Below are 19,444 nucleotides of genomic sequence, written 5' to 3'. Positions count from 1 at the left end.
TCAACCTCCTTGGACGGCCCCCTCAGGGGCCTGCTCGGTGCGCTCGGAACCGCCCTCGACGGTGGTGACGAACGGCGAGACCACGGTAGAGCTGTCAGCCGGGTCCACCTGGGCCGCCACGCCGAGGACCTGGTTGTCTGAGAGCCGCAACACAGCCGTGGACGGCGAGGCGACCAGCCCCAGGTCCTCCGCGGCGGCCGCCAGGGTCTCCGGCGAGCGCTGCTGGCTGAGCTCGGCTTCCAGCGTCACGCGGGTGTCATGCAGCTGGGTCTGCTCCGAGCGCAGGTCGCTGAGGGTGAAGGAGCTCTCCGCCCGCGCCGTGTTGAGCAGCAGCGCGCTGAGCAGCCCGGCCACGACCAGCGCCAGACACAGCACCACAAAGCCCGCGTGACTGCGCGTGGTGGGCGCGGCGTCCACGACGCGCAGGGCGGCGCGCTTGCGCGGCGCGGCCGGTCGGGCGACGCGTGCGGTGCGGGCAACAGCCATCTGGCTCATCGGGTCTCCCCCATTTTCGTAGTGGTTTCGCTCGGCTTCCCCGCATTTTGATAGCGGTTTCGTACGTCGTGCCCGGCTTTTGATAGAGGTTTCGCACGGGTGCGCTCGGCCGCCCGGAGCCGCACCGAGGTGGCCCGCGGGTTGTCGGCGCGCTCGGCCTCGTCCGCGATCTCGGCGCCGCGAGTGAGCAGCTTGAGCCACGGCTTGTGCTCCGGCAGCTCGACGGGCAGGTCCGGCGGGGCCGAGCTGGTGGCGCCCACGGCCAGGCCGCGCTTGGTGATCCGGTCCTCCAGCGAGTGATAGGACAGCACCGCGATCCGCCCGCCCACCGGCAGCAGCGAGAGCGCGGCCGGCAGCGCGTCGGACCACACCGACAGCTCGGCGTTGACCTCGATGCGCAGTGCCTGGAAGGTGCGCTTGGCCGGGTGGCCACCCGAGCGCTGCGAGGCGGCCGGCACGACCCGCTGCAGCAGCTCCACGAGCCGGGCCGAGTTGGCAAAGGGCTCCTTGTCGCGCTCGGCGACGAGGGCGCGGGCGATCTTGCGGGCAAAGCGTTCCTCGCCAAAGTCGCGCAGGATCACCTCGAGCTCCCGCACGCCATAGTCGTTGAGGACGTCCGCGGCCGTCAGGCCGGTCGTCTGGTCCATCCGCATGTCCAGCGGGGCGTCCATCCGATAGGCGAAGCCCCGCTCGGCCTCGTCCAGCTGCAGCGAGGAGACGCCCAGATCAAACAGGATGGCCTGCGCCTCGGCGATGCCGCGCTGCGCCAGCGCCTCCGGGATCTCGTCATAGACCGCGTGCACCGGCACGAACCGGTCGCCGAACGGGGCGAGGCGCTCCCCGGCCAGGGTCAGCGCCTCGGTGTCCCGGTCGATCCCGACCGCGATGGCCCCCGGGCAGGCGGTCAGCACTGCCTCGGTGTGTCCGCCCATGCCGAGGGTCCCGTCGACGAAGACCGCTCCCTCTGCGTGGAGGGCGGGTGCGAGGAGCTCGACGATGCGGTCGCGCAGCACGGGGGTGTGCCGCTCGGCGGTGGGCCGGTCCTGCATCGTCGCTCTCCTTCCTGTCGTGGTTTTCATTCCGTATGCCGTGTGGCTGGTTGTGCGGTCCCAGCACCTGTGGCGCCAATGTCGTGCTGTGTTTCCTTGGGCCCTGGGACCTGGTCCCCTTCCGCGCCATCCGAGTGGGTGGCCCGGCTCCGGGGAAGTGGAGTCGGGATCCTGCTCGTGGTGCACCCGGCCCGGGGGAAGTCGGGTCGGGGGCGGGTGGTGCGGCTGGGGGCCGGGTGTCAGGGTCAGCGTCAGGGTCGGTGGTCGGTGGGTGGGGCGAAGTGGAGTGCTCGGGTGGGGCGAAGTGGAGCGGGTCGCTTACAGGCCCGGAACCACCTCCTCGCTCTGGTTGGCGAAGCCGTCCTCGTGCTCGGTGACGTAGGCCTCCCAGGCCGCGGAGTCCCAGATCTCGATGCGGTTGCCGGAGCCGATCACGGTGCACTCATGGGTGAGCCCGGCATAGTCGCGCAGGATCGCCGGGACGGTCACCCGGCCCTGCTTGTCGGGGATCTCGTCGGAGGCTCCGGACAGGAGAAGTCGCTGGTAGGCCCGCACGCCGGCGTTGGTGGTCGGTCCGTTCTGCCACTGCTCGGCGACCTTCTCGAACTCGGCCAGCGGATAGACATAGAGGCAGCGCTCCTGACCGCGGGTCATCACCAGACCGCCGGCCAGCTTGTCGCGGAACTTGGCGGGCAGGAACATCCGGCCCTTGTCGTCCAGGCGGGGTGAGTACGTGCCGAGCAACAGCACCGTGACCACCCCTTCCGCGCGCTTGGTTACTCCCTAGTCATCCAGTACGCCCCACCCTACTCCACTTTGCACCACTGTCAACGCCAAACGGGGGCATTTTGTGATGTCGCGCACACGTTTTTGCAGGTCACCGGGGTGGGGGGAAAGTGGGGGAAATCAGAGCAACCGCGCCGCAACCGGGATGAGCCCCGATGCGTCTGATGTCATGGACACCTCACGATCACTGCGGTCTGCGGCTCGATGGCCATGGACGACGTAGTCTTCTGCGCAGAACCCGAGCACCGACGCCCGACGACCCAAGGCAGGATCTTCTTCATGACGGCCAACGCTGAGACCGCTCCCGACCTGCAGACGGTGCAGTCCGTCGCCAGCGACATCCACCGGGCGATCAGCACGGTGATCGAGGGCAAGGAGGAGGCGGTCCGCACGGCGGTCACGGTGCTGCTGGCCGAGGGACACCTGCTGGTCGAGGACGTGCCCGGCGTCGGCAAGACGATGCTCGCCAAGGCCCTGGCCAAGTCGATCGACTGCGACGTCAGCCGGGTCCAGTTCACCCCGGACCTGCTGCCCAGCGACATCACCGGCGTCAACGTCTTCAACCAAAACTCCCACACCTTCGAGTTCCGCAAGGGCGCGATCTTCGCCAACATCGTGGTCGGTGACGAGATCAACCGGGCGTCGCCCAAGACCCAGTCCGCGCTGCTGGAGTGCATGGCCGAGCGCCAGGTCACCGTCGACGGCACGACCTATCCGCTGGCCGGCCCGTTCCTGGTGATGGCCACCCAGAACCCGATCGAGATGGAGGGGACCTACCCCCTCCCCGAGGCCCAGCGCGACCGCTTCATGGCCCGCGTCTCGATGGGCTATCCCTCCGGCAGCGCCGAGCTGGCGATGCTGGAGTCGCACGGTGACCACGACCCGCTGGGCGATCTGCAGGCGGTGACCGACGGCGCCACGGTGCAGCAGCAGATCCAGGCGGTGCGCCGCCTCCACACGGCCCAGGCACTGCGGGAGTATGTCGTGGCGATCGTCACGGCGTCCCGGCGTCACTCCTCGCTCCGGCTGGGTGCCTCCCCCCGCGCGGGCCTGCACCTGCTCGGGGCGGCCCGGGCCAATGCGGCCCTGGCGGGCCGCGACCACGTGCTGCCCGAGGATGTCCAGGCGCTGGCGCCGGCCGTCCTCACGCACCGCCTGATGCTCACCGGCGAGGCGCAGCTGACGGGACGGACCACGGGCGAGGTCGTGGCCGACATCCTGCAGCGCACCCCGGTGCCGTCCGGCCGACGCTGAGGATTTTCGATCGTGCGTGCCCCGGGGGTGCTGACGAGTCGGGGCCAGATGTTCCTGGCCCTCGGGGCCATCGTGGCCGTGGCCGGTGTCGTGCTGGGCTATCGCGATGTGACCCGCATCGGTCTGCTGCTGGTGATCCTGCCGCTGCTCGCGCTGCTGCTGGTCCGCCCCACCCCGCCGAGCCTGCGCGTCACCCGCGTGGTCACCCCGTCGCGCCTGCACCCCGACCAGCAGGGCCTCGTCGAGGTCCAGTTCACCAACGTCGGTACGCGCCCGACCCCCCTCTTCCTCGCCGAGGAGCAGTTCGACTACGCCCTCGGCGACCGACCCCGCTTCCTGCTCCCGCGGATGGTCTCCGGCGAGGGCCGCAAGCTGCGATACACCGTGCGCAGCCGACACCGCGGGGCCTTCCCCGTCGGGCCGATCACGCTGCGCCGCCGCGACCCGTTCGGGCTGACCCACGTCGCGCTGCAGCTGCCCGCAACCGTTGAGCTGCTGGTGCTCCCCCACATCTGGGACCTCGGTTCCCGCCGGGTCGCTGGCCAGGGGCGCGGCACCGAGGGCGAGCTGCCGCAGATGGTCTCCCTGCACGGCGAGGACGACGTGTCGATCCGGCAGTATCGCGACGGCGACGAGCTGCGCCGCGTGCACTGGCCCGCGACGGCACACCGCGGCGAGATCATGGTCCGCCAGGAGGACCGGCCCGCGCGCCGCCGCGCGGTGCTCCTGCTCGACAGCCGGGCGGGTGCCTTTCCGGGCAGCGGTTACCAAGCGTCATACGAGTGGGCCGTCAGCGCCGTCGCCTCCCTGGCGCGGCACCTGATCAAGGACGGCTTCGTCATCCACCTGCTCACCCACCGCACCGTCGAGGACGGCTCGGCCGGGGTGCAGATCGGGCTCGACCAGGCGCTCAGCACCCTGGCTCGCGCCCAGCCCGACCAGGACTCGAGCATGGAGGCGCTGGCAGCAGCAGCCCACAGCTTCACCTCCGGTGGCGTGCTGCTGATCAGCGTCGTCGTCGCCCACGACGAGGCCGAGCTGGCGCACCTGGCCGCCGTCCGTGAGCCGGGCTCGGCCGCGATGGCGCTCGTGCTCGACCCCGAGGCGTTCACGCCCGGCACCGAGAGCCGCAAGGACCTCGCCACGGCCCAGCGCCACACGGGCGTGCTCACCCAGGCCGGCTGGCAGACCGTGCTGGTCGGTCCGCAGGACTCGGTGCCCGCCTCGTGGGAGCGGCTGCGCGCCACCCGCCGTTCGGGGGCCCTGACATGAGGTTCAACCTGGACCGGGGCATGTGGCCCGAGGCCGGGCTGGCAGCCTTCGCCACGCTGGCCGTCGCCTGGCCGCTGACCGAGCTGCTCCGCGAGGGGACCTGGATCGGCCCGGCCATCCTGATGGTCCTGCTGGTCGCGGTCGTCGGCTCGCTCCTGCGCAGCCTCGACGCAGACCCCACGCTCGTGGTGCTCTCCCAGGCTCTCGTGGCGACCGTGGCCATCCTGTTCCACTACCTGCGCGACACCCTCAATTACGGCATCATCCCCTGGTCGGACACCCTGGATCGCACCACCGAGCTGCTGCGCGAGGCCGGCACCACCCTGCGCACCTTTGCGGCACCGGCACCCACCAACGACGGGGTTGAGTTCCTCATCGTGGTGGTCCTGACCCTGACCGCGATCTCGGTCGACTCGATCGGGGTGACGGGGCGCGCTCCGGCGACTGCCGGCATACCGCTTGCCGCCGCCTTCCTGGTCTCTGTGTCCAACAATGGCCACGCGATGCAGCCGTGGTTTTTTGCCGCCGCCGCCCTGGGGTGGCTGCTGATGGTCGCCCAGCAGGGCAGCCGCCTGGTGACGGGGTGGAGCTCGGCGGACCGGCGCGAGAGCGTGGGCTCCCACGACGTGGCCTTCGGCCCCACCGGGCACCGGCGGCTGGCCCGGATCCTGGCCGTCGTCACCGTGCTCAGCGCCCTCGTCGCGGCCTCGGCCCTGCCCCACCTGCCCCCGACCTTCTTCACCGAGGGCCTGGCGCGCAATGCCGACGGTCGCTCGGTGGGCGGCGGTGGTGGCTCGGTGAGCTTCACCGAGACGATGGACGTGACTGCCGACCTGCACAACCAGTCCGACGACCCCGTCATCACCTATCGCACCCAGCAGTTGCTGCAGGACCCGCTGCGTGTCACGGCCGTCCACGAGTTTGACGGCACGACCTGGGCGGAGCCGGACTATGACCTGAGCGAGCCGGTCGCGGGTTCGCTGAGCCCGCACCCGGGCAATGCGCTGCCCGGGGTGGATGAGTCGGTGCGCCGCGAGTTCTCCGAGCTGTCCGTGCTCAGCAACGGGGTGAAGGCACCGTCCCTGGCCGTGCCGAGCCCGCTGGCCGAGGTCACCGCCGACACTGGCATGCGCTGGGACACCGAGACGTCCGCGGTGCGCCTCGAGGAGCCCGTCGACAGCTATGACGTGACCTTCATGCGCCTCGCCCCCGGCGGGGTCAGCGACCTGCCCGACGACATCGGCGAGGCCGAGGCCGACCCCAACGAGTTCGCTCCCTACCTCGAGCCCTCGCCCACCGGGGTGGAGGCCTACACCGAGCTCACCGAGCAGGTCATCGGCGACGAGACCAACGACCTCGTCATCGGCCAACTGCTGCAGCAACACTTCCGCAGCGGCATCTACACCTACGACCTCAACCTGCTCCCCGGGGAGGGGCAGGACTCCTCGCCCATCGCGCACTTCCTGGCGACGCAGCAGGGCTATTGCGTGCAGTTCGCCACCTCGATGGTGATGATGGCCCGCTCCCAGGGCATTCCCGCCCGGATGGCGCTGGGCTTCCTGCCCGGCGAGCGCGAGCCCAACGGCACCTGGACGATCGTCGCCTCCCGCGCGCACACCTGGCCCGAGCTGTGGATCGACGGCATGGGCTGGGTCCGCTTCGAGCCGACCCCGGGGATCCAGTCGGGCCAGCCACCGGCCTACACCCAGCTCAACCAGGGCACCGCCGAGGCCGACCCGACCCAGGAGAGCCAGGCCACGCCGACCGGCGAACCGACGCAGGACCCGGGCGGCGCGGGTGACGAGGACAGCTGGTGGGACAGCACGCTCGACGCCCTGCGCTCGGCCGCGCCGATCCTGCTGCGCGCCCTGGCCGTCGTGCTCGTGATCGGCCTGATCATGGCCGTCATCGCGATCGCCGGGCGGCGACACCGCGAGGCCGTGCTGCGCAACGCCGACACGCCTCAGGAGCGGATCGAGGGCCAGTGGGAGCTGCTCAAACGCTCGCTCGAGGACTATGGCATCAACCCGCCACCGGACAAGAGCCCGCGCGAGATGGGCGAGCACTATCAGGACAAGGCACACCTGGACCGGCGCGCCGGTGAGTCGCTGGGGCGGGCGACCGCGACGCTCGAGCGCGCCCGCTATGCCCCCGCACACCAGACCGAGGGCTCCGACGACGCGGACATGCACAAGGACGTCGTCCACGTCCTGGACTCCGTGTCATCCGACCTGCCGTGGAACATCCGCGCCAGCGCCAAACTCTTCCCCCGCAGCGGCGTGCACTACATCCGCTCCGTCGTCGCCAGCTGGTTCCGCCGCAAATAATCGACCGAGCGCATGAGCGCCTGAGAAATCCCACCACCGAGCGCGTGGGCGCCTGAGATAACGAGCCACCGAGCGCACGACCGGCGGCTGTATGCCGAGGCGCGCCTCGGCATACTCGTCCCCCGTGCGCTCGGTCGGCCAAAAGACCAGGTCCTCACGCGCTCGGTCGGGGTAAATCTCGCCACACCATGCGCTCGGTCGGTCATAGGACCAGGCCCCCATGCGCTCGGTCGGGGATACCCTCGTGGCATGGACTGGACGCGACTGTGGGGTCAGGCGGCCGCGGCCTGGCAGGACCAGCTGGCGCACGTGCGGGATCCGAAGGCTCCGACTCCCGCCGGGACCTGGGTCGTGCACGAGCTGGTGAGTCACATCGAGTCCGAGGGGCGCTCGCTGGCACCCGGCGGCAACGGTGCAGTCGATCTGCCCATGGAGACTCTTGACCTGGCGGTGCATGCCTGGGACCTGTCGCGCGCCACCACCTCCCCCCTGACTCTCAGCGACGAGCTGTGTCTCGCGCTCCTGGAGGCGTTCGAGCCCTACGTCCACCTGATGGCGCAGGACGACGCCTTCGCACCGCCAATCCCGGTGAGTGACACAGCAGCTGCTCAAGACCGGTTGATCGCCCTGACCGGTCGGGACCCGGCGTGGCAGGCCGACAGCGACGGGTGACACGCAGTTGACCTGCACCGGAGTAGGGCACTCCCTACTTGCAGGTACTCCTGGGGCGTGTGATTCAGTAGGGGCCCGAAGATCTCACGCAGCCCACCACGGAGGCCCTGAACGCCATGAGCTCGGTGATCGTTGCCGAGGAGATCAGCGTCGCCCTCGCGCGCGATGAGGTCCTTCTCCCCCCGGTGAGCTTCAAGCTCGAGACCGGCTCTGCCCTGGCCGTGGTTGGTCCCAACGGCGCCGGCAAGACCACCCTCCTGCGGGTGCTCGCCGGTCTGATGAAGCCGACGTCCGGGCTGGTCACCGTGGCCGGCGCGAGCATCGAGGAGCGCAACCCCGTCTTCCGGCGCCGCGTTGCGGCCCTGATCGGGATGCCGCCGCTGGCCCGTGACCTGACGGTCAAGGAGCACCTGGTCCTGGTCGCGACCTCGTGGGGCACACCAGCACCACACGCCGACGAACAGTCCGATGCTCTGCTGGCGTCCTTCGACCTGACCCGGCTGGCCAACCGTTTCCCCCACGAGCTCTCCTCCGGGCAGGTGCAGCTGTTCTCCATCGCTCTGACGATGGCCCGACCGTTCAACCTGCTGCTGGTCGACGAGCCCGAGCAGCGCCTCGACCGCCACCGCCTCGAGCTGGTCACCGGCGCACTGGAGGCCCACGTCACTGCCGGCACCACCCTCGTGTTCGCCACCCACAGCGGTGACCTCGTCGAGCGCCTCGCCAACCAGATCCTGGAGGTGGGCGGTGTCGATCCCGCTGCTGGCACCGAGTGATCGGATCGGCGGGACGCGTCGCCTCTACGCAGACCGGGGCGGGTCGCGCACTCAGGGGGACACGGCATACCTGGCCTATCTGGTCGTCCTCGTGCTGGCCATGGTGGTCATCCCGTTCCTCATCGGGGTCGCCCGGATCCTGGCGCGGCCCGAGATCCTCCCCGCCCTGCAGTCACCGTCCTCCGAGCAGGTCGTGCTCGCGGTCAGCGGGGTCCTGCTCGCTGCCGTGACGGTCGTGGGCATGCACCGCGGCCCGGCCCACCTGCCGCCGGTCCTGGTCGGGACGCTCGCCGCCACCGACCTGCCGCGCTCTCGAACCCTGTTGCGCCCGTTCGCAACTGCCGCGACAGGGCTCACCGTGCTGTTCACCGTCGCGGGCGGTGTGGTTGCCACCGTGCTGGCCACCGAGGGCACCACGGACGTCATGGGGGCTCTCGCCTTCACTGGGGCCAGCGCCTGCCTCGGGGTGATCGCAGCGGCGGCGTGGCTGGCCGGTCAGCGCGTCGGGCCGCGTCACGGCTGGTTGCTCACCGCGTCGGTGCTGGCCGCAACGGTGCTCACGCTGTGGTTCCCCGCCCTGGCGCTGATCACTCCCTGGGGCTGGGTCGCCGAGGTCTGGCCACCGACCACCATGGGTGAGCCGTGGGCCCTGCTGCCCCTCGCCCTGGTCGCCCTGGTCTGCATCGAGCGGGTGCCACGGCTCCTGGACCGGGTTCGCGGCCCCCTCCTGCTCCGCCAGTCGCGGCAGTGGGAGATCGTGGGCATCGCGGCCTACACCGGCGACCTCTCCTCCGCCCTGGCCACCTTCCGATCCGTCCCCCACCTGGGCCGGACCTGGCGGGCTGTGCCCGGGGTCCAGGCAATCGTGCAGTATGCCGTGAGAGACCTGGTCGGCGCCGCTCGCACCCCCGTGCGGGCAGTGAGCGGCCTGATCTTCCTCACCTTGGGAGGGTTCCTGAGCGCCGTGGCGCTGGCTGGCACCGCGCTCCCGGCCTGGTTGTTGATGAGCCTGGCCGCGGTGGCCACCTTCGCGGCGCTGGGCACCCTCACCGACGGGTTCCGGCACGCGGCCGAGACCCGCTCGGCGCCAACACTTTTCGGGCACACCAGCAGCCAGTTGTTCGTGCTGCACGCCCTGCTCCCCACCGTGCTCGCTGTTGCCTGTGCACTGCTCGGCGGCGTGATCGCCGGGCTGACCGGGTGGCCGTCGGCGGGCCTGACCGGGGCCGGACTCCTGGCTGCGCTGGTCGTGGCTGTCCGGGCCTATGACAGCACCAAAGGGCCACTCCCCCTCACCCTGCTGACCCCCGCGCCATCACCCGTGGGTGACCTGTCCGGTCTGATGGTCATGGTGTGGCAGGCCGATGCGCTGATCCTCGCGATCGCCCTCGGGGTCGGCCTGGCCTATCTCGTGGCCACCGCCGGGCTGCTCCTGGCCTGCGGTGCTGCCGTGGTTGCGGTCGCGGTCGTGATCCTGCTGACCTACGGACGCCTCAACAACCTCTGACCCTCGCGCCGGCAGCGCCCCCATCATCGGTAACCTCACGCGCATGAGCACACGTGAGACCGTCGTCCGCTGGGACGACCCCAGCACCGGGTTGGCGCAGCTGCCGCACCTGTCGGGCCTGGACTATCTGCGCAAGATGATGCACCGCGAGCTGCCCGGACCGCCCATCGCAGCGCACTTCGCCATGGACATCGTCGAGGTCGAGGAAGCCAGAGTGACCTTCACCTGCCAGCCCGATGAGTCGCACTACAACCCGATCGGCATGGTGCACGGCGGCCTGGTCTGCACGCTGCTGGACTCCGCCCTGGGGTGTGCGACGCAGACGACCCTGCCGGCCGGCACCGGCTACACCTCCATCGAGATCAAGGTCAACTATCTGCGGCCGGTCACCAAGGACAGCGGACCGTTGTCCTGCGTGGGCAGGGTGACCAAGCCCGGGCGGCGGGTGGCCTTCGCCGAGGGCGAGGTGCTGGACAAGGACGGCAAGGTCGTTGCGTCCGCCACCGGCTCACTCCTGGTCTTCCCCCTGCCGACCGGGCAGCCACCCGCCTGAGCCCGCGCCCTCGTCTCACGGCGCGTCGATTGACGTCACCACCCCTGAGCGAGATGCTCCCCTCATCGCGGCACCATCACCGTGCCGCACCACTCGAGGGAGAGCATCATGAGACGACCATTCGCAATCGGGGTCCTCAGTTTGGCGCTGGTCACCGGGGGTGCGGTGGCCGGTGCCGCCATCGCCACCAAGGACACAGAGGCGGACCGCAGCACCGCCAGGCACGACCGCAGCACCCTGGCCGACCGGCCCAACGAGATCATCTCCGACGGCGCGGTGACCCGGATCTTCGGCGCCAACCGTTTCGCGACGGCTGCCGCGATCGCCGAGGCCTACGGCTGGACCGGGGACAACACCATCGCGGTCTATATCGCCTCCGGCACGGACTATCCCGACGCCCTGGCCATCGGGCTGAGCTCTCTGCAGGACGGCCCCCTGCTGCTGGTCAACGCGTCTAGCATCCCGAGCGCCACCCGTGAGGCGCTGACCTCCCTGAAGCCGTGCTACATCGACGTCCTCGGAGGCAAGCAGGCCATCAACGACTCCGTCCTGAAACAACTCAAGGAATATGCCGATCCCGCCCCGTGTCAGATGCTGCCCGCCCCCTGAACACCTGACGAAAGCCGCCTGAAAGGGCATCTTCCTAATCTGCGAGGGTGACTTCCTCTGACATCGCATCAACGCGTCCGCGCCTCTGGTCATCGCGAGCGCCTCGTGCTCTGCTCCTGTCCGTGATCGCAGCCCTGGTGACTGCGCTGTCCACGCTGAGCACGGCACCTGCGACGGCGGGGACCACCCCGGAGCAGCCTGACCCCGTTGCCGGTGAGGTGACCCGGATCGCCGGGCTGACCGGCGTTGACGGCGTGGGCTTCTCCGGCGACGGTGGTCCCGCGACCGACGCCCGTCTCAATGACAGTCTCGAGATCGGCGCGGCACCGGACGGGACGATCTATCTCGCCGATCGGGGCAATGGACGCCTGCGAGCCATCGATCCGGAGGGCACGATCACCACGACAGTCCGCGCGATGCGGTCACCAGAGGATGACGTCGACCTGGATGTGGACGGCTGGATCTACAGCCCCAGCAATCGGCCCTTCTCGGTTGCTGTGGGCAGCGACGGAGCGGTGGTCGTGGGCGCCAAGACGGATGTCACGCGGATCACCCCCGGCGAGAAGCAGGAGGTCCTGGCCGGCGGTGCCGAGGGCGGTCTGCCGACCCCCGGGGAGACCGCACCGGGCAAGTCCACATCGCTGCACCGGGCGAGCGACGTGGCAGTCTCCGCTGATGGCGCCGTCTATGCCTACGTCGCAGACATCGGCCAGATCATCGCGATCGATCCCGAGGGCGACGTGCGTCTGCTCGCCGGTGGGGGCGAGAATGATCGTGACAATGCCGACGGGTCCCAGCCCGCCACCGACTATGCGATCGGCCGGCCCAGCGCACTGGCCGTGGCCAGCACCGGTCCCTATGAGGGCACTGTCTTCTTCAGCGCAGAACAGCACTCCCGGGTCATGGCGATCACCCCGGACGGGAAGCTCGACGTCTTTGCCGGGACCGGCGAGAGCGGATTCAGCGGCGACGGTGAGTCGGCTGGCAACGCCCAGCTCTCCGAGGCGGTGGAGGGACTCGCCGTCACGCCCGACGGCGACGTGTTGATCGGAGACACCTACAACGCGGCCATCCGCCAGGTCGACGGCGACGGGGTCATCACGACCCTGCGCGGTGCCGTCGGCCAGGTCTCCAGCCTCGACGTCCTGCCCGACGGCGACGTCGTCTTCACCCGGGGAGCGCTGGCGCTGCGCCTGACGGTGGAGGGACCGCCCGCGATGGAGGTCACCGAGCTGGCCGAGACGGGCGCGGACCCGTTTGCCGATGCTGAGGCGGGCGAGGTGCTGGAGCTCGGAGGCGCTGCGCAGGAGAGCTCGGCCCAGCCGCCGCCCGCACTGTCCCAACCATCCCAGCCGCACCGCAACCCCGTGGCCGTCGCGGCAGACGGATCCGTGATCTCTGGGGACAGCGCCGCTGGGACCGTCCGGCGGGTGGAGTCCGACGGCGGCACCTCGGTCATCGTCGGAGTGTCCCAGCCACCAGGCACCGAGGCACCAGCGGACACCGCAGCAGAGACCGCCGCCGCGGCAACAACAGGCGTCGAAGAACCATCAGACGCCGAGGCGCCGACAGACACCGAGGCACCAGACACCGAGGCACCAGACACCGTCGCCGCCAACGAGCGCGTCCTGAACGGGGTGCAGGACCTCGCCACCACAGCGGACGGCCACCTGCTCATCGCCGAGCAGCACCACATCTGGGAGCTCAGCGAGGACGAGACGACGCTGACGCGAGTCTTCAGCAGCGCCACCTCAGATGACACCGCCCCCGTGATCCGCGGCATCACGACCGATGCCGAGGGGATGGTCTATGCCACCGTCGGCGACCTGGTGCTCCGCATCGCACCGGACGGCACCACCGAGACGATCGCGGGCGGTGGGCAGCGGTGGGCCGCCGAGGTGGACGGCCACCCAGCGACCGAAGCGACCCTGTGGGAGCCGACGGACGTGGCCGTGGACAGCAAGCGCAACGTCTATCTGACCGAGAGCGGCCGACCGCACGTGCGGCGGATCGCGCCGGACGGCACGGTCACCACCGTGCTGGGCGACAGCTATCGCGGGCAGGACGAGGGCGGGTTTGCCGGAGACGGTGGTCCTGGGACCGACGCCGAGATGAACACTCCGCTCGGACTGGTGATCGCGGACGACGACGCACTGTTCGTGGCGGACAGCTTCAACGCCCGGGTCCGACGACTCGACCCGGACGGCACGGTCACCACGGTCGCTGGCAATGGCCTGGTGCCTGCCGAGCAGGACACCGACGAGCAGGACACCGACGAGCAGGACACCGACGGGCAGGACACGGACGCAGGGAACTCCGATGGCCCGGCCCTGGAGACAGCCCTGGGCGAGCCCACCTCGCTGGCCCTGGAGGACGATGGCAACCTGCTGATCTCGACCTCGCGCCCGGACCGGCTCGTGCGGCTCACGGGTGACGGCAGTCTGCGTGTGGTCGCGGAGCCCGCGGCGGACTCTGAGGACGACAAAACCCTCGCAGCAGACGCCGTGCTCCTGGGGATCCAAGACCTGGCCGTCGGGCCAGATGACGTCCCGCACCTCGGTGGCCCGGACGGGATCACGACCCTCGGCGACACTGCGGTCCACGTTGGTGGTCCGGTCGCCAGCCGCGTCACGTCCGGTGCACTGATGGCTGTTGCCGGACCCAACACGGTCAGTCGGGTCCTGCCCGGCGGACGCACCGTGCTCGTGGCCGGTGGGGGTGCCGTGACACAGCCCGACAGCCCCATCCCGGCCCTCAGCCTGAACCTCGCCGACGGACTCACCGACATTGCGGCGGACCCGGAGGGGTCCTTGTTCATCCTGGCCCGCGCCAACGCACAGACACCGCCTGCGCAGGGACAGTCGCTCTATGAGGTCACGGCCGATGGCCTGGCCACACCCATCCCGCTCGGTGGCGTGGCGGGGCTGGTGTCCATCGCCGCCGGTCCGGACGGCGTCGTCTATGGCATCGATGGCGCCTCAGGCGAGATCCTGCGCATCGACGAGCAGGGCCCCGGAGCCATCGTGGTCGCCCCGGACGAGGAGAGCACCGAGGAGCTGGCCGACGAGCCCTTCGGCACCGCCACGGCCCTGCCAGCAGGCAAGCCGCAGGACCTCGCCGTCGGCGTCCACGGCAATCTGTTCGTGACCGTGAGCGACGGGGTGCTCGTCGTCAACCCCGAGGAGGACAACTACTCCTTCCACGACAACGTCTGGTCCGGTGGTCAGCACACCCTGAGGGTCGCTGCGGACCGGCACGGCAACGCCTTCCTCCTCTCCCACCACGAGGGCGGTCAAGCGGCCCGGGTGTCCGCGCTGGCGCATCCGGCCGAGGTCACCGCCCCGACGCAGATCCCCTGGTCCGACGTCGGCGTGATCGGCGGAGGCGCGGCAGCGCTTCTCGGCGCCGTGCTCGTCTGGCGAAAGAAGACCGAAAGAGAGTCTTCCTAACCTCCCGGGGTGACTACTTCTGACACCGCACCGCAGCGTGCGCACCGCGCCCTGTTCCTGGCCGTGATCGCAGCTCTGGTGACTGCCCTGGCCGCACTGGCCATGGCGCCCACGACCGCCAGCCCCACCTCGAGGCCCGCGGCAAACGACTCGGCCACCGAGTCAGCCACGGGGCCAGCCACCGACGGGTCAGCGACTGAGCCTGACCCGATGGTCGAACCAGAGCCGGTGGCTGGCGAGGTCGTGCGGATCGCGGGCGAGAGCGATCCCGTTGTCGGCGACTACTCCGGCGACAACGGCCCCGCGGTCGACGCACGTCTGGGCGACTCGCTCGACGTGGCCGAAGCGCCGGACGGCACGACCTACGTGGCAGATTGGCAGAACGAACGCCTGCGCGCCATCGATCCGGACGGCACGATCAGCACGGTGGCGCACAACGGTCCCCTGTCGGTCGACGTGGACGCCAGCGGCAGCGTGGTGGTGGGTGGCCTCGACGGCATCACCCGGGTCGCTGCGGATGGCGAGACGGTCGTGGTGGCGAGTCGTGGGAAGGACGACCTGCCACCTCCAGGGGCGAGCGCTCCGGCCGAGTCCATCGATGTTGGCCAACCGACAGACGTGGCGGCCGGAGCCGACGGCACCGTCTATGCCATCACCTCCCAGCGGTCCCGGATCATCCGCGTCGATCCCGACGGCGCACTGCGGGTCCTGGCCGGTGGCGGGGACCTGGACCCTGCTGACGCGGACGGCTCCCGGCCAGCCACCGACTATGCAATGGGCCCGACTCTGGCACTGGCTGTCGCCGACACCGGAACTTTCGCTGGCACCGTGTTCTTCGCGACCGAGCACGGCGGTCAGGTGATGTCCATCGGACCGGACGGGAGCCTGGACATCGCCGTGGGGACCGGTGAGATCGGCTTCAGCGGTGATGGTGGCCCCGCGCGGGATGCCACCCTGTCCCGTTGGGTCAAGGGCCTGGCCATCTCCCCCCGTGGCGACCTGCTGATCGCCGACACCGACAACAGAGCCGTCCGACGGGTCGACGCCAGCGGTGTGATCACCACGGTGCATGGCGGGCTCACCGGCATGGAGCGTCTCGACGTCGGCGAAGGGGGCATCGTCTTCGCCCGTGGGGCACAAGTCCAGAAGGTGGTGGGTGATCCGGAGTCAGTTGCCACCGAGCCCCTGGTCGAACCCAGCGGGGTCGATCCGTTCGCGAACCAGTCGGCCGGAGAGGTCGTCCACCTGGCCGGCGCCGACGGCGAGACACCCGCCCCACCACCCGACGAGATCGGCCCCACGTGGCCGCACGTCACGGTCGATGCCGACGGGTCCGTGCTGGTCGGGGATCCGGACGCGGCCACCGTGCATCGGGTTGAGGCCGATGGGAGCACTTCACCGGTCGCGGGCGTGTGGCCCGTCCCCGACGACGTTGCGCCGGACCCCACGGGCTCCGAGAGCGTCGTCGCGACCGAGCATGCCTTCAAGACGCTGACTGACCTGGCCACACGGCCCGACGGCACGGTGCTCATCGCCGAGCAGGACAAGGTGTGGGAGCTGCGCGAGGACGGCACGATGACCCGACTCGAGCTCGAGGGTGAGGAGCTGGGCGTGATCCAGGGCATCGCGACCGATGACACCGGAGCCCTCTACCTCGCCGTCGACAACCTCGTGCGCCGCGTCGCGCCGAACGGGACGCTACAGACCGTGGGCGGCGGCGGCGAACGAGAGGGCGACGCCGCCGAGGACCACCCGGCCACCGAGGCGAGTCTGGGGAACCTGAAGGACGTTGCCGTGGACAGCGAGGGCAACATCTACCTGATCGAAAGTCAGACGGACCAGGTGCGGCGGATCTCTGCGGACGGGGTCCTGACGACGGTTCTGGGCACGAGCCAGCCCGGACCCAACCTCGGTGGCTTCTCCGGCGACGGCGGCCCGGGGGGCGAGGCAGAACTGAACACCCCGACGGCCCTGCTCATTGGCCCGGACGACGAGGTCTACGTGGCCGACACCTACAACGCACGGGTCCGGCGCCTGGACCCGGACGGCACCGTCACGACGGTCGCGGGCAACGGGTTGTTGCCGGGCGAGGACGACGCCACCGGGCCGGCGGCCGACACGCCCCTGGGTGAGCCCACCTCTCTCGCCCTCGACGGTGAGGGCGACCTGGTGATCGCGGCCTCCCGTCCAGCACGCATCCACAAGGTGACGTCGGAGGGGACGCTGGAGTCGGTCACCGAGGTCGCGGCACCGGGGGTCCCCGACGAGGAGACACCTGCCGCAGAGGTGGTCCTGCCGGGAGCCGTGGACGTGGCCGTGGGACCGGACGGGGCACCGCGCGTCACCGCGGAAGACGGCGGGGTGTGGACCGTCGGCGAGTCGCTGAGTCGCTCCACCACCTCAGCGTCGTGGATCGCCTCCGGCGACAGAACGTATGCCCGCACCTCGGAGGGTGTGTCCCGCCTCCTCCCCGACGGTCGATCTGTGCTCGTCGCGGGCGGCGGCTCCCGGCTGCCGGACAGCGAACCGGCCCCTGCACTCACCCTGGACCTCGGCCTCGTGGAGGACGTGGCGGCCGGGCCCGAGGACTCCGTCTTCGTCCTGAGCAGCCCCGCCGAGGGTCGCGGCAGCGTGGTCAACCACGTCACGGCACACGGCTCGGCGACCGCTGTCCTCCTCGGCAGCACCGAGCACCTCTTGGCGATCACCACGGCTCCCGACGGCACCCTCTATGGCCTGGATGCAGACACCAGGAACGTGGTGCGCCTCGGCGGCGAGACCGACCCCACGACCATCGTCACGCGGGACGAGGACACCACGAAGGACCTGGCCAAAGAGCCCTTCGGCGCTGCCAGCGCCCTGCCTCCCAGCTCTCTGCTGGACCTCGCCGCGGGCCCGGACGGCACCCTGTTCGCAGTGAGCAGCGAGGGCCTGCTCGTGGTGGACCCGCAGGAGGACACCTACGCCTTCCTCGACGGCCCGTGGGATGAGGAGCAGAACAGCACTCGGGTCGCCGCGGACCGGCACGGCAACGCCTACGTCCTGTCGCACTGATATGGAGTGGCCTGTTGTCAAGTGGCAGGGTGAGGCGCCCGTCCCGGTTTGGCGTGGTTGGGGCGGGCGCCTCGTTGCTGTCTGCTGGGTTGCCGACGTTCGCTGGTGAGCGTGTCGTTGGCGACGCGCGGTCTGACTGATATGCGCGGGTTGGGTACCGCAAGACGATGTTTCGGCAGGAGCGGGACCGCGTGTCTAACATCGAGCGTCACAAAGGCCCACGGGGGGTCTTTGCTGCTCATAGTGCGGGCGCGGGTCCGCTCCACGCGCTGCTACCAGCGGTTCGGTATTAGCAGATCAGCAGTTCGTGGGGGCTATTCGTCGAGCACCGCCAGGGACCAGCACCAGCCGGCGAGCTCGCGGGCGATGGCGACGTTGGCGATGGTGGGCTTCTTCTTCCGCTCGATGAAGGTCACCCATCGGGCGTGCAGCCGCCGGTTCCCGGCGTCACCGCGGGCCCGCGCAGCTGCGGGGGCCAGGTCCCACCGGTCCAGCATGGTCTTGCCGATCCGGTACCTGGGCTGGTGGTGCCAGGCAGCCTCGACCAGCATCCGCCGCACGTGGGTGTTGCCGGTCTTGGTGATCGGCCCCTGGGAGCGGGAGTTGCCCGAGGAGTGCTCGGAAGGTACCAGTCCGACGAAGGAGCCGATGGTCTTGCCGGTGAACCGGTGCCAGTCACCGATCTCGACGGCCAGGGCGAACCCGGTCAGCGTGGCGATGCCCCGCAGGCAACACAGTCGTCGCACCACGGGGGTGAACTCACTGTCGGCGGCTAACTCCTCGATGTGGACATTGAGGCGGTCCCGGCGGGCCAAGGTGGTCAGGACGTTGTCGTAGTTGGCGTCGAACGTCAGCCGGGTCGCCCGGGTGCTCAGCCCAGCGAAGGCCTCGGTGCGTAGCCAGGCGTCGTGCTTGCCGGTCCACGCGGACCCGCCGGAGTAGACGATGCCGTAGCGCAGGAGCAGTTTGGACAGCCGGTGCCGGGCCGTCATCAGGTCACCACGGGCGTCTTCGCGGGCCCGGGTCAGGTCCCGGGCCGCTTCCTGGTCCACCGTCGGGATCGCCACCGAGCTGATCTCATCCAGGCGTAGCAACCTGGCCAGGTGGACCGCGTCCCTGGCGTCGGTCTTGACCCGGTCGCCAGAAGGCCTCTGCAACCTTGACGGGGCAGCGACCTCGCACCGGATCCCGGCCGAGCTCAACGCACGGTACAGGTCGAACCCGGTCGGGCCGGCCTCATACGTCACCGCGACCGGGCCAGGCAACGCCTTGAGCCAGTCGGTGATCTGCTTCTTACCAGGGGAGAGTCTCGCCTGGATCAGCTCGCCCGTCTCGCCGTCGATCGCCGCTGCAGCGACAGATCTGGCGTGCACGTCGAGCCCAACACTCGTACGCTCGGTAAACACCGGGGCCTCCCACAATTGTCGGATAGGCCGAGCAAGCAGTCCTTGCTCGGTAACCCACGAATCTTGTGCGTGGGGCCCCGGCCCGCAACCCCGCCTTGAGGAACAGCTCCTCGATACCCGGCCCTGGCGCCGTCGCGTAGGAGAGTGTCAACGTGGAGCACGCGCAGCGCAGCGAGCATGAACGACGTTGACACCGACCAGCGACGACGCACGATCAAGGCCATCGAGGAACGAG

At 70.1% G+C, this 19,444-nt stretch carries 14 protein-coding genes; 10 read left to right on the top strand and 4 right to left on the bottom strand.

What is annotated here, in order from left to right:
- The 3 genes from ftsL to mraZ all read right to left on the bottom strand — a co-directional run bounded on the left by ftsL (nt 1) and on the right by mraZ (nt 2,291).
- Nucleotides 1-495, bottom strand: a complete 495-nt coding sequence (gene ftsL, locus NF556_RS07470; protein WP_252594993.1) for a cell division protein FtsL — start codon at nt 493-495, stop codon at nt 1-3.
- Nucleotides 492-1,544, bottom strand: coding sequence for a 16S rRNA (cytosine(1402)-N(4))-methyltransferase RsmH (gene rsmH / locus NF556_RS07465; protein WP_252594992.1), 1,053 nt, complete (start codon nt 1,542-1,544; stop codon nt 492-494). The genes ftsL and rsmH overlap by 4 nt, the downstream gene beginning before the upstream one ends.
- A gap of 318 nt (nt 1,545-1,862) precedes the next feature.
- Nucleotides 1,863-2,291 (bottom strand): division/cell wall cluster transcriptional repressor MraZ, encoded by a 429-nt coding sequence (mraZ, locus tag NF556_RS07460; protein WP_252595743.1) that lies wholly within the window; start codon nt 2,289-2,291, stop codon nt 1,863-1,865.
- 318 nt (nt 2,292-2,609) lie between these two features.
- Here mraZ and NF556_RS07455 point away from each other — a divergent pair, with 318 nt between their 5' ends.
- The 10 genes from NF556_RS07455 to NF556_RS07410 all read left to right on the top strand — a co-directional run bounded on the left by NF556_RS07455 (nt 2,610) and on the right by NF556_RS07410 (nt 17,803).
- Entirely contained in the window at nt 2,610-3,584 is a 975-nt protein-coding gene (locus NF556_RS07455) for an AAA family ATPase (RefSeq protein ID WP_252594991.1), read from the top strand.
- 12 nt (nt 3,585-3,596) lie between these two features.
- The gene (locus tag NF556_RS07450) at nt 3,597-4,856 is read left to right on the top strand and encodes a DUF58 domain-containing protein (RefSeq protein ID WP_252594990.1); all 1,260 of its coding nucleotides are present in this window, start codon (nt 3,597-3,599) and stop codon (nt 4,854-4,856) included.
- A complete protein-coding gene (locus NF556_RS07445; RefSeq protein ID WP_252594989.1) occupies nt 4,853-7,183 on the top strand; it encodes a transglutaminase TgpA family protein in 2,331 nt (776 codons plus the stop codon). Before NF556_RS07450 ends, NF556_RS07445 begins: the two co-directional genes overlap by 4 nt.
- 249 nt (nt 7,184-7,432) lie before the next feature.
- Nucleotides 7,433-7,855 carry a DinB family protein gene (locus NF556_RS07440; RefSeq protein ID WP_252594988.1) on the top strand — a complete coding sequence of 141 codons (423 nt, stop codon included), beginning with the start codon at nt 7,433-7,435 and terminating at the stop codon, nt 7,853-7,855.
- A gap of 116 nt (nt 7,856-7,971) precedes the next feature.
- The gene (locus tag NF556_RS07435) at nt 7,972-8,631 is read left to right on the top strand and encodes an ABC transporter ATP-binding protein (protein ID WP_252594987.1); all 660 of its coding nucleotides are present in this window, start codon (nt 7,972-7,974) and stop codon (nt 8,629-8,631) included.
- Nucleotides 8,603-10,138 carry a hypothetical protein gene (locus NF556_RS07430; protein ID WP_252594986.1) on the top strand — a complete coding sequence of 512 codons (1,536 nt, stop codon included), beginning with the start codon at nt 8,603-8,605 and terminating at the stop codon, nt 10,136-10,138. Before NF556_RS07435 ends, NF556_RS07430 begins: the two co-directional genes overlap by 29 nt.
- A gap of 43 nt (nt 10,139-10,181) precedes the next feature.
- Nucleotides 10,182-10,691: a PaaI family thioesterase gene (locus NF556_RS07425; protein ID WP_252594985.1), complete on the top strand. Its 510-nt coding sequence runs from the start codon at nt 10,182-10,184 to the stop codon at nt 10,689-10,691.
- A gap of 108 nt (nt 10,692-10,799) precedes the next feature.
- Complete coding sequence (locus tag NF556_RS07420; protein ID WP_252594983.1) at nt 10,800-11,300, top strand: cell wall-binding repeat-containing protein; 501 nt, start codon at nt 10,800-10,802, stop codon at nt 11,298-11,300.
- 122 nt (nt 11,301-11,422) lie between these two features.
- On the top strand, nt 11,423-14,749 hold the full coding sequence (locus tag NF556_RS07415; RefSeq protein WP_252594981.1) for an NHL repeat-containing protein: 3,327 nt from the start codon (nt 11,423-11,425) through the stop codon (nt 14,747-14,749).
- Between the two features lie 9 nt (nt 14,750-14,758).
- The gene (locus NF556_RS07410; protein WP_252594979.1) at nt 14,759-17,803 is read left to right on the top strand and encodes an NHL repeat-containing protein; all 3,045 of its coding nucleotides are present in this window, start codon (nt 14,759-14,761) and stop codon (nt 17,801-17,803) included.
- Between the two features lie 314 nt (nt 17,804-18,117).
- Here NF556_RS07410 and NF556_RS07405 read toward each other — a convergent pair whose 3' ends face one another.
- Nucleotides 18,118-19,209 carry an IS110 family RNA-guided transposase gene (locus NF556_RS07405; RefSeq protein WP_252591974.1) on the bottom strand — a complete coding sequence of 364 codons (1,092 nt, stop codon included), beginning with the start codon at nt 19,207-19,209 and terminating at the stop codon, nt 18,118-18,120.
- Nucleotides 19,210-19,444 lie beyond the last annotated feature (235 nt).

The sequence above is a fragment of the Ornithinimicrobium faecis genome, from assembly GCF_023923225.1.
Taxonomy (GTDB): Bacteria; Actinomycetota; Actinomycetes; order Actinomycetales; family Dermatophilaceae; genus Ornithinicoccus; species Ornithinicoccus faecis.
Note: the sequence above shows the minus strand (reverse complement) of the source record. Positions and strands in the feature narration are given on the sequence as shown.

Bases quoted from the DNA above. Each gene is read 5' to 3' on its own strand.
- ftsL (WP_252594993.1), bottom strand. From the start codon at position 495: ATGAGCCAGATGGCTGTTGCCCGCACCGCACGCGTCGCCCGACCGGCC.
- rsmH (WP_252594992.1), bottom strand. From the start codon at position 1,544: ATGCAGGACCGGCCCACCGCCGAGCGGCACACCCCCGTGCTGCGCGAC.
- NF556_RS07455 (WP_252594991.1), top strand. From the start codon at position 2,610: ATGACGGCCAACGCTGAGACCGCTCCCGACCTGCAGACGGTGCAGTCC.
- NF556_RS07445 (WP_252594989.1), top strand. From the start codon at position 4,853: ATGAGGTTCAACCTGGACCGGGGCATGTGGCCCGAGGCCGGGCTGGCA.
- NF556_RS07440 (WP_252594988.1), top strand. From the start codon at position 7,433: ATGGACTGGACGCGACTGTGGGGTCAGGCGGCCGCGGCCTGGCAGGAC.
- NF556_RS07435 (WP_252594987.1), top strand. From the start codon at position 7,972: ATGAGCTCGGTGATCGTTGCCGAGGAGATCAGCGTCGCCCTCGCGCGC.
- NF556_RS07425 (WP_252594985.1), top strand. From the start codon at position 10,182: ATGAGCACACGTGAGACCGTCGTCCGCTGGGACGACCCCAGCACCGGG.
- NF556_RS07420 (WP_252594983.1), top strand. From the start codon at position 10,800: ATGAGACGACCATTCGCAATCGGGGTCCTCAGTTTGGCGCTGGTCACC.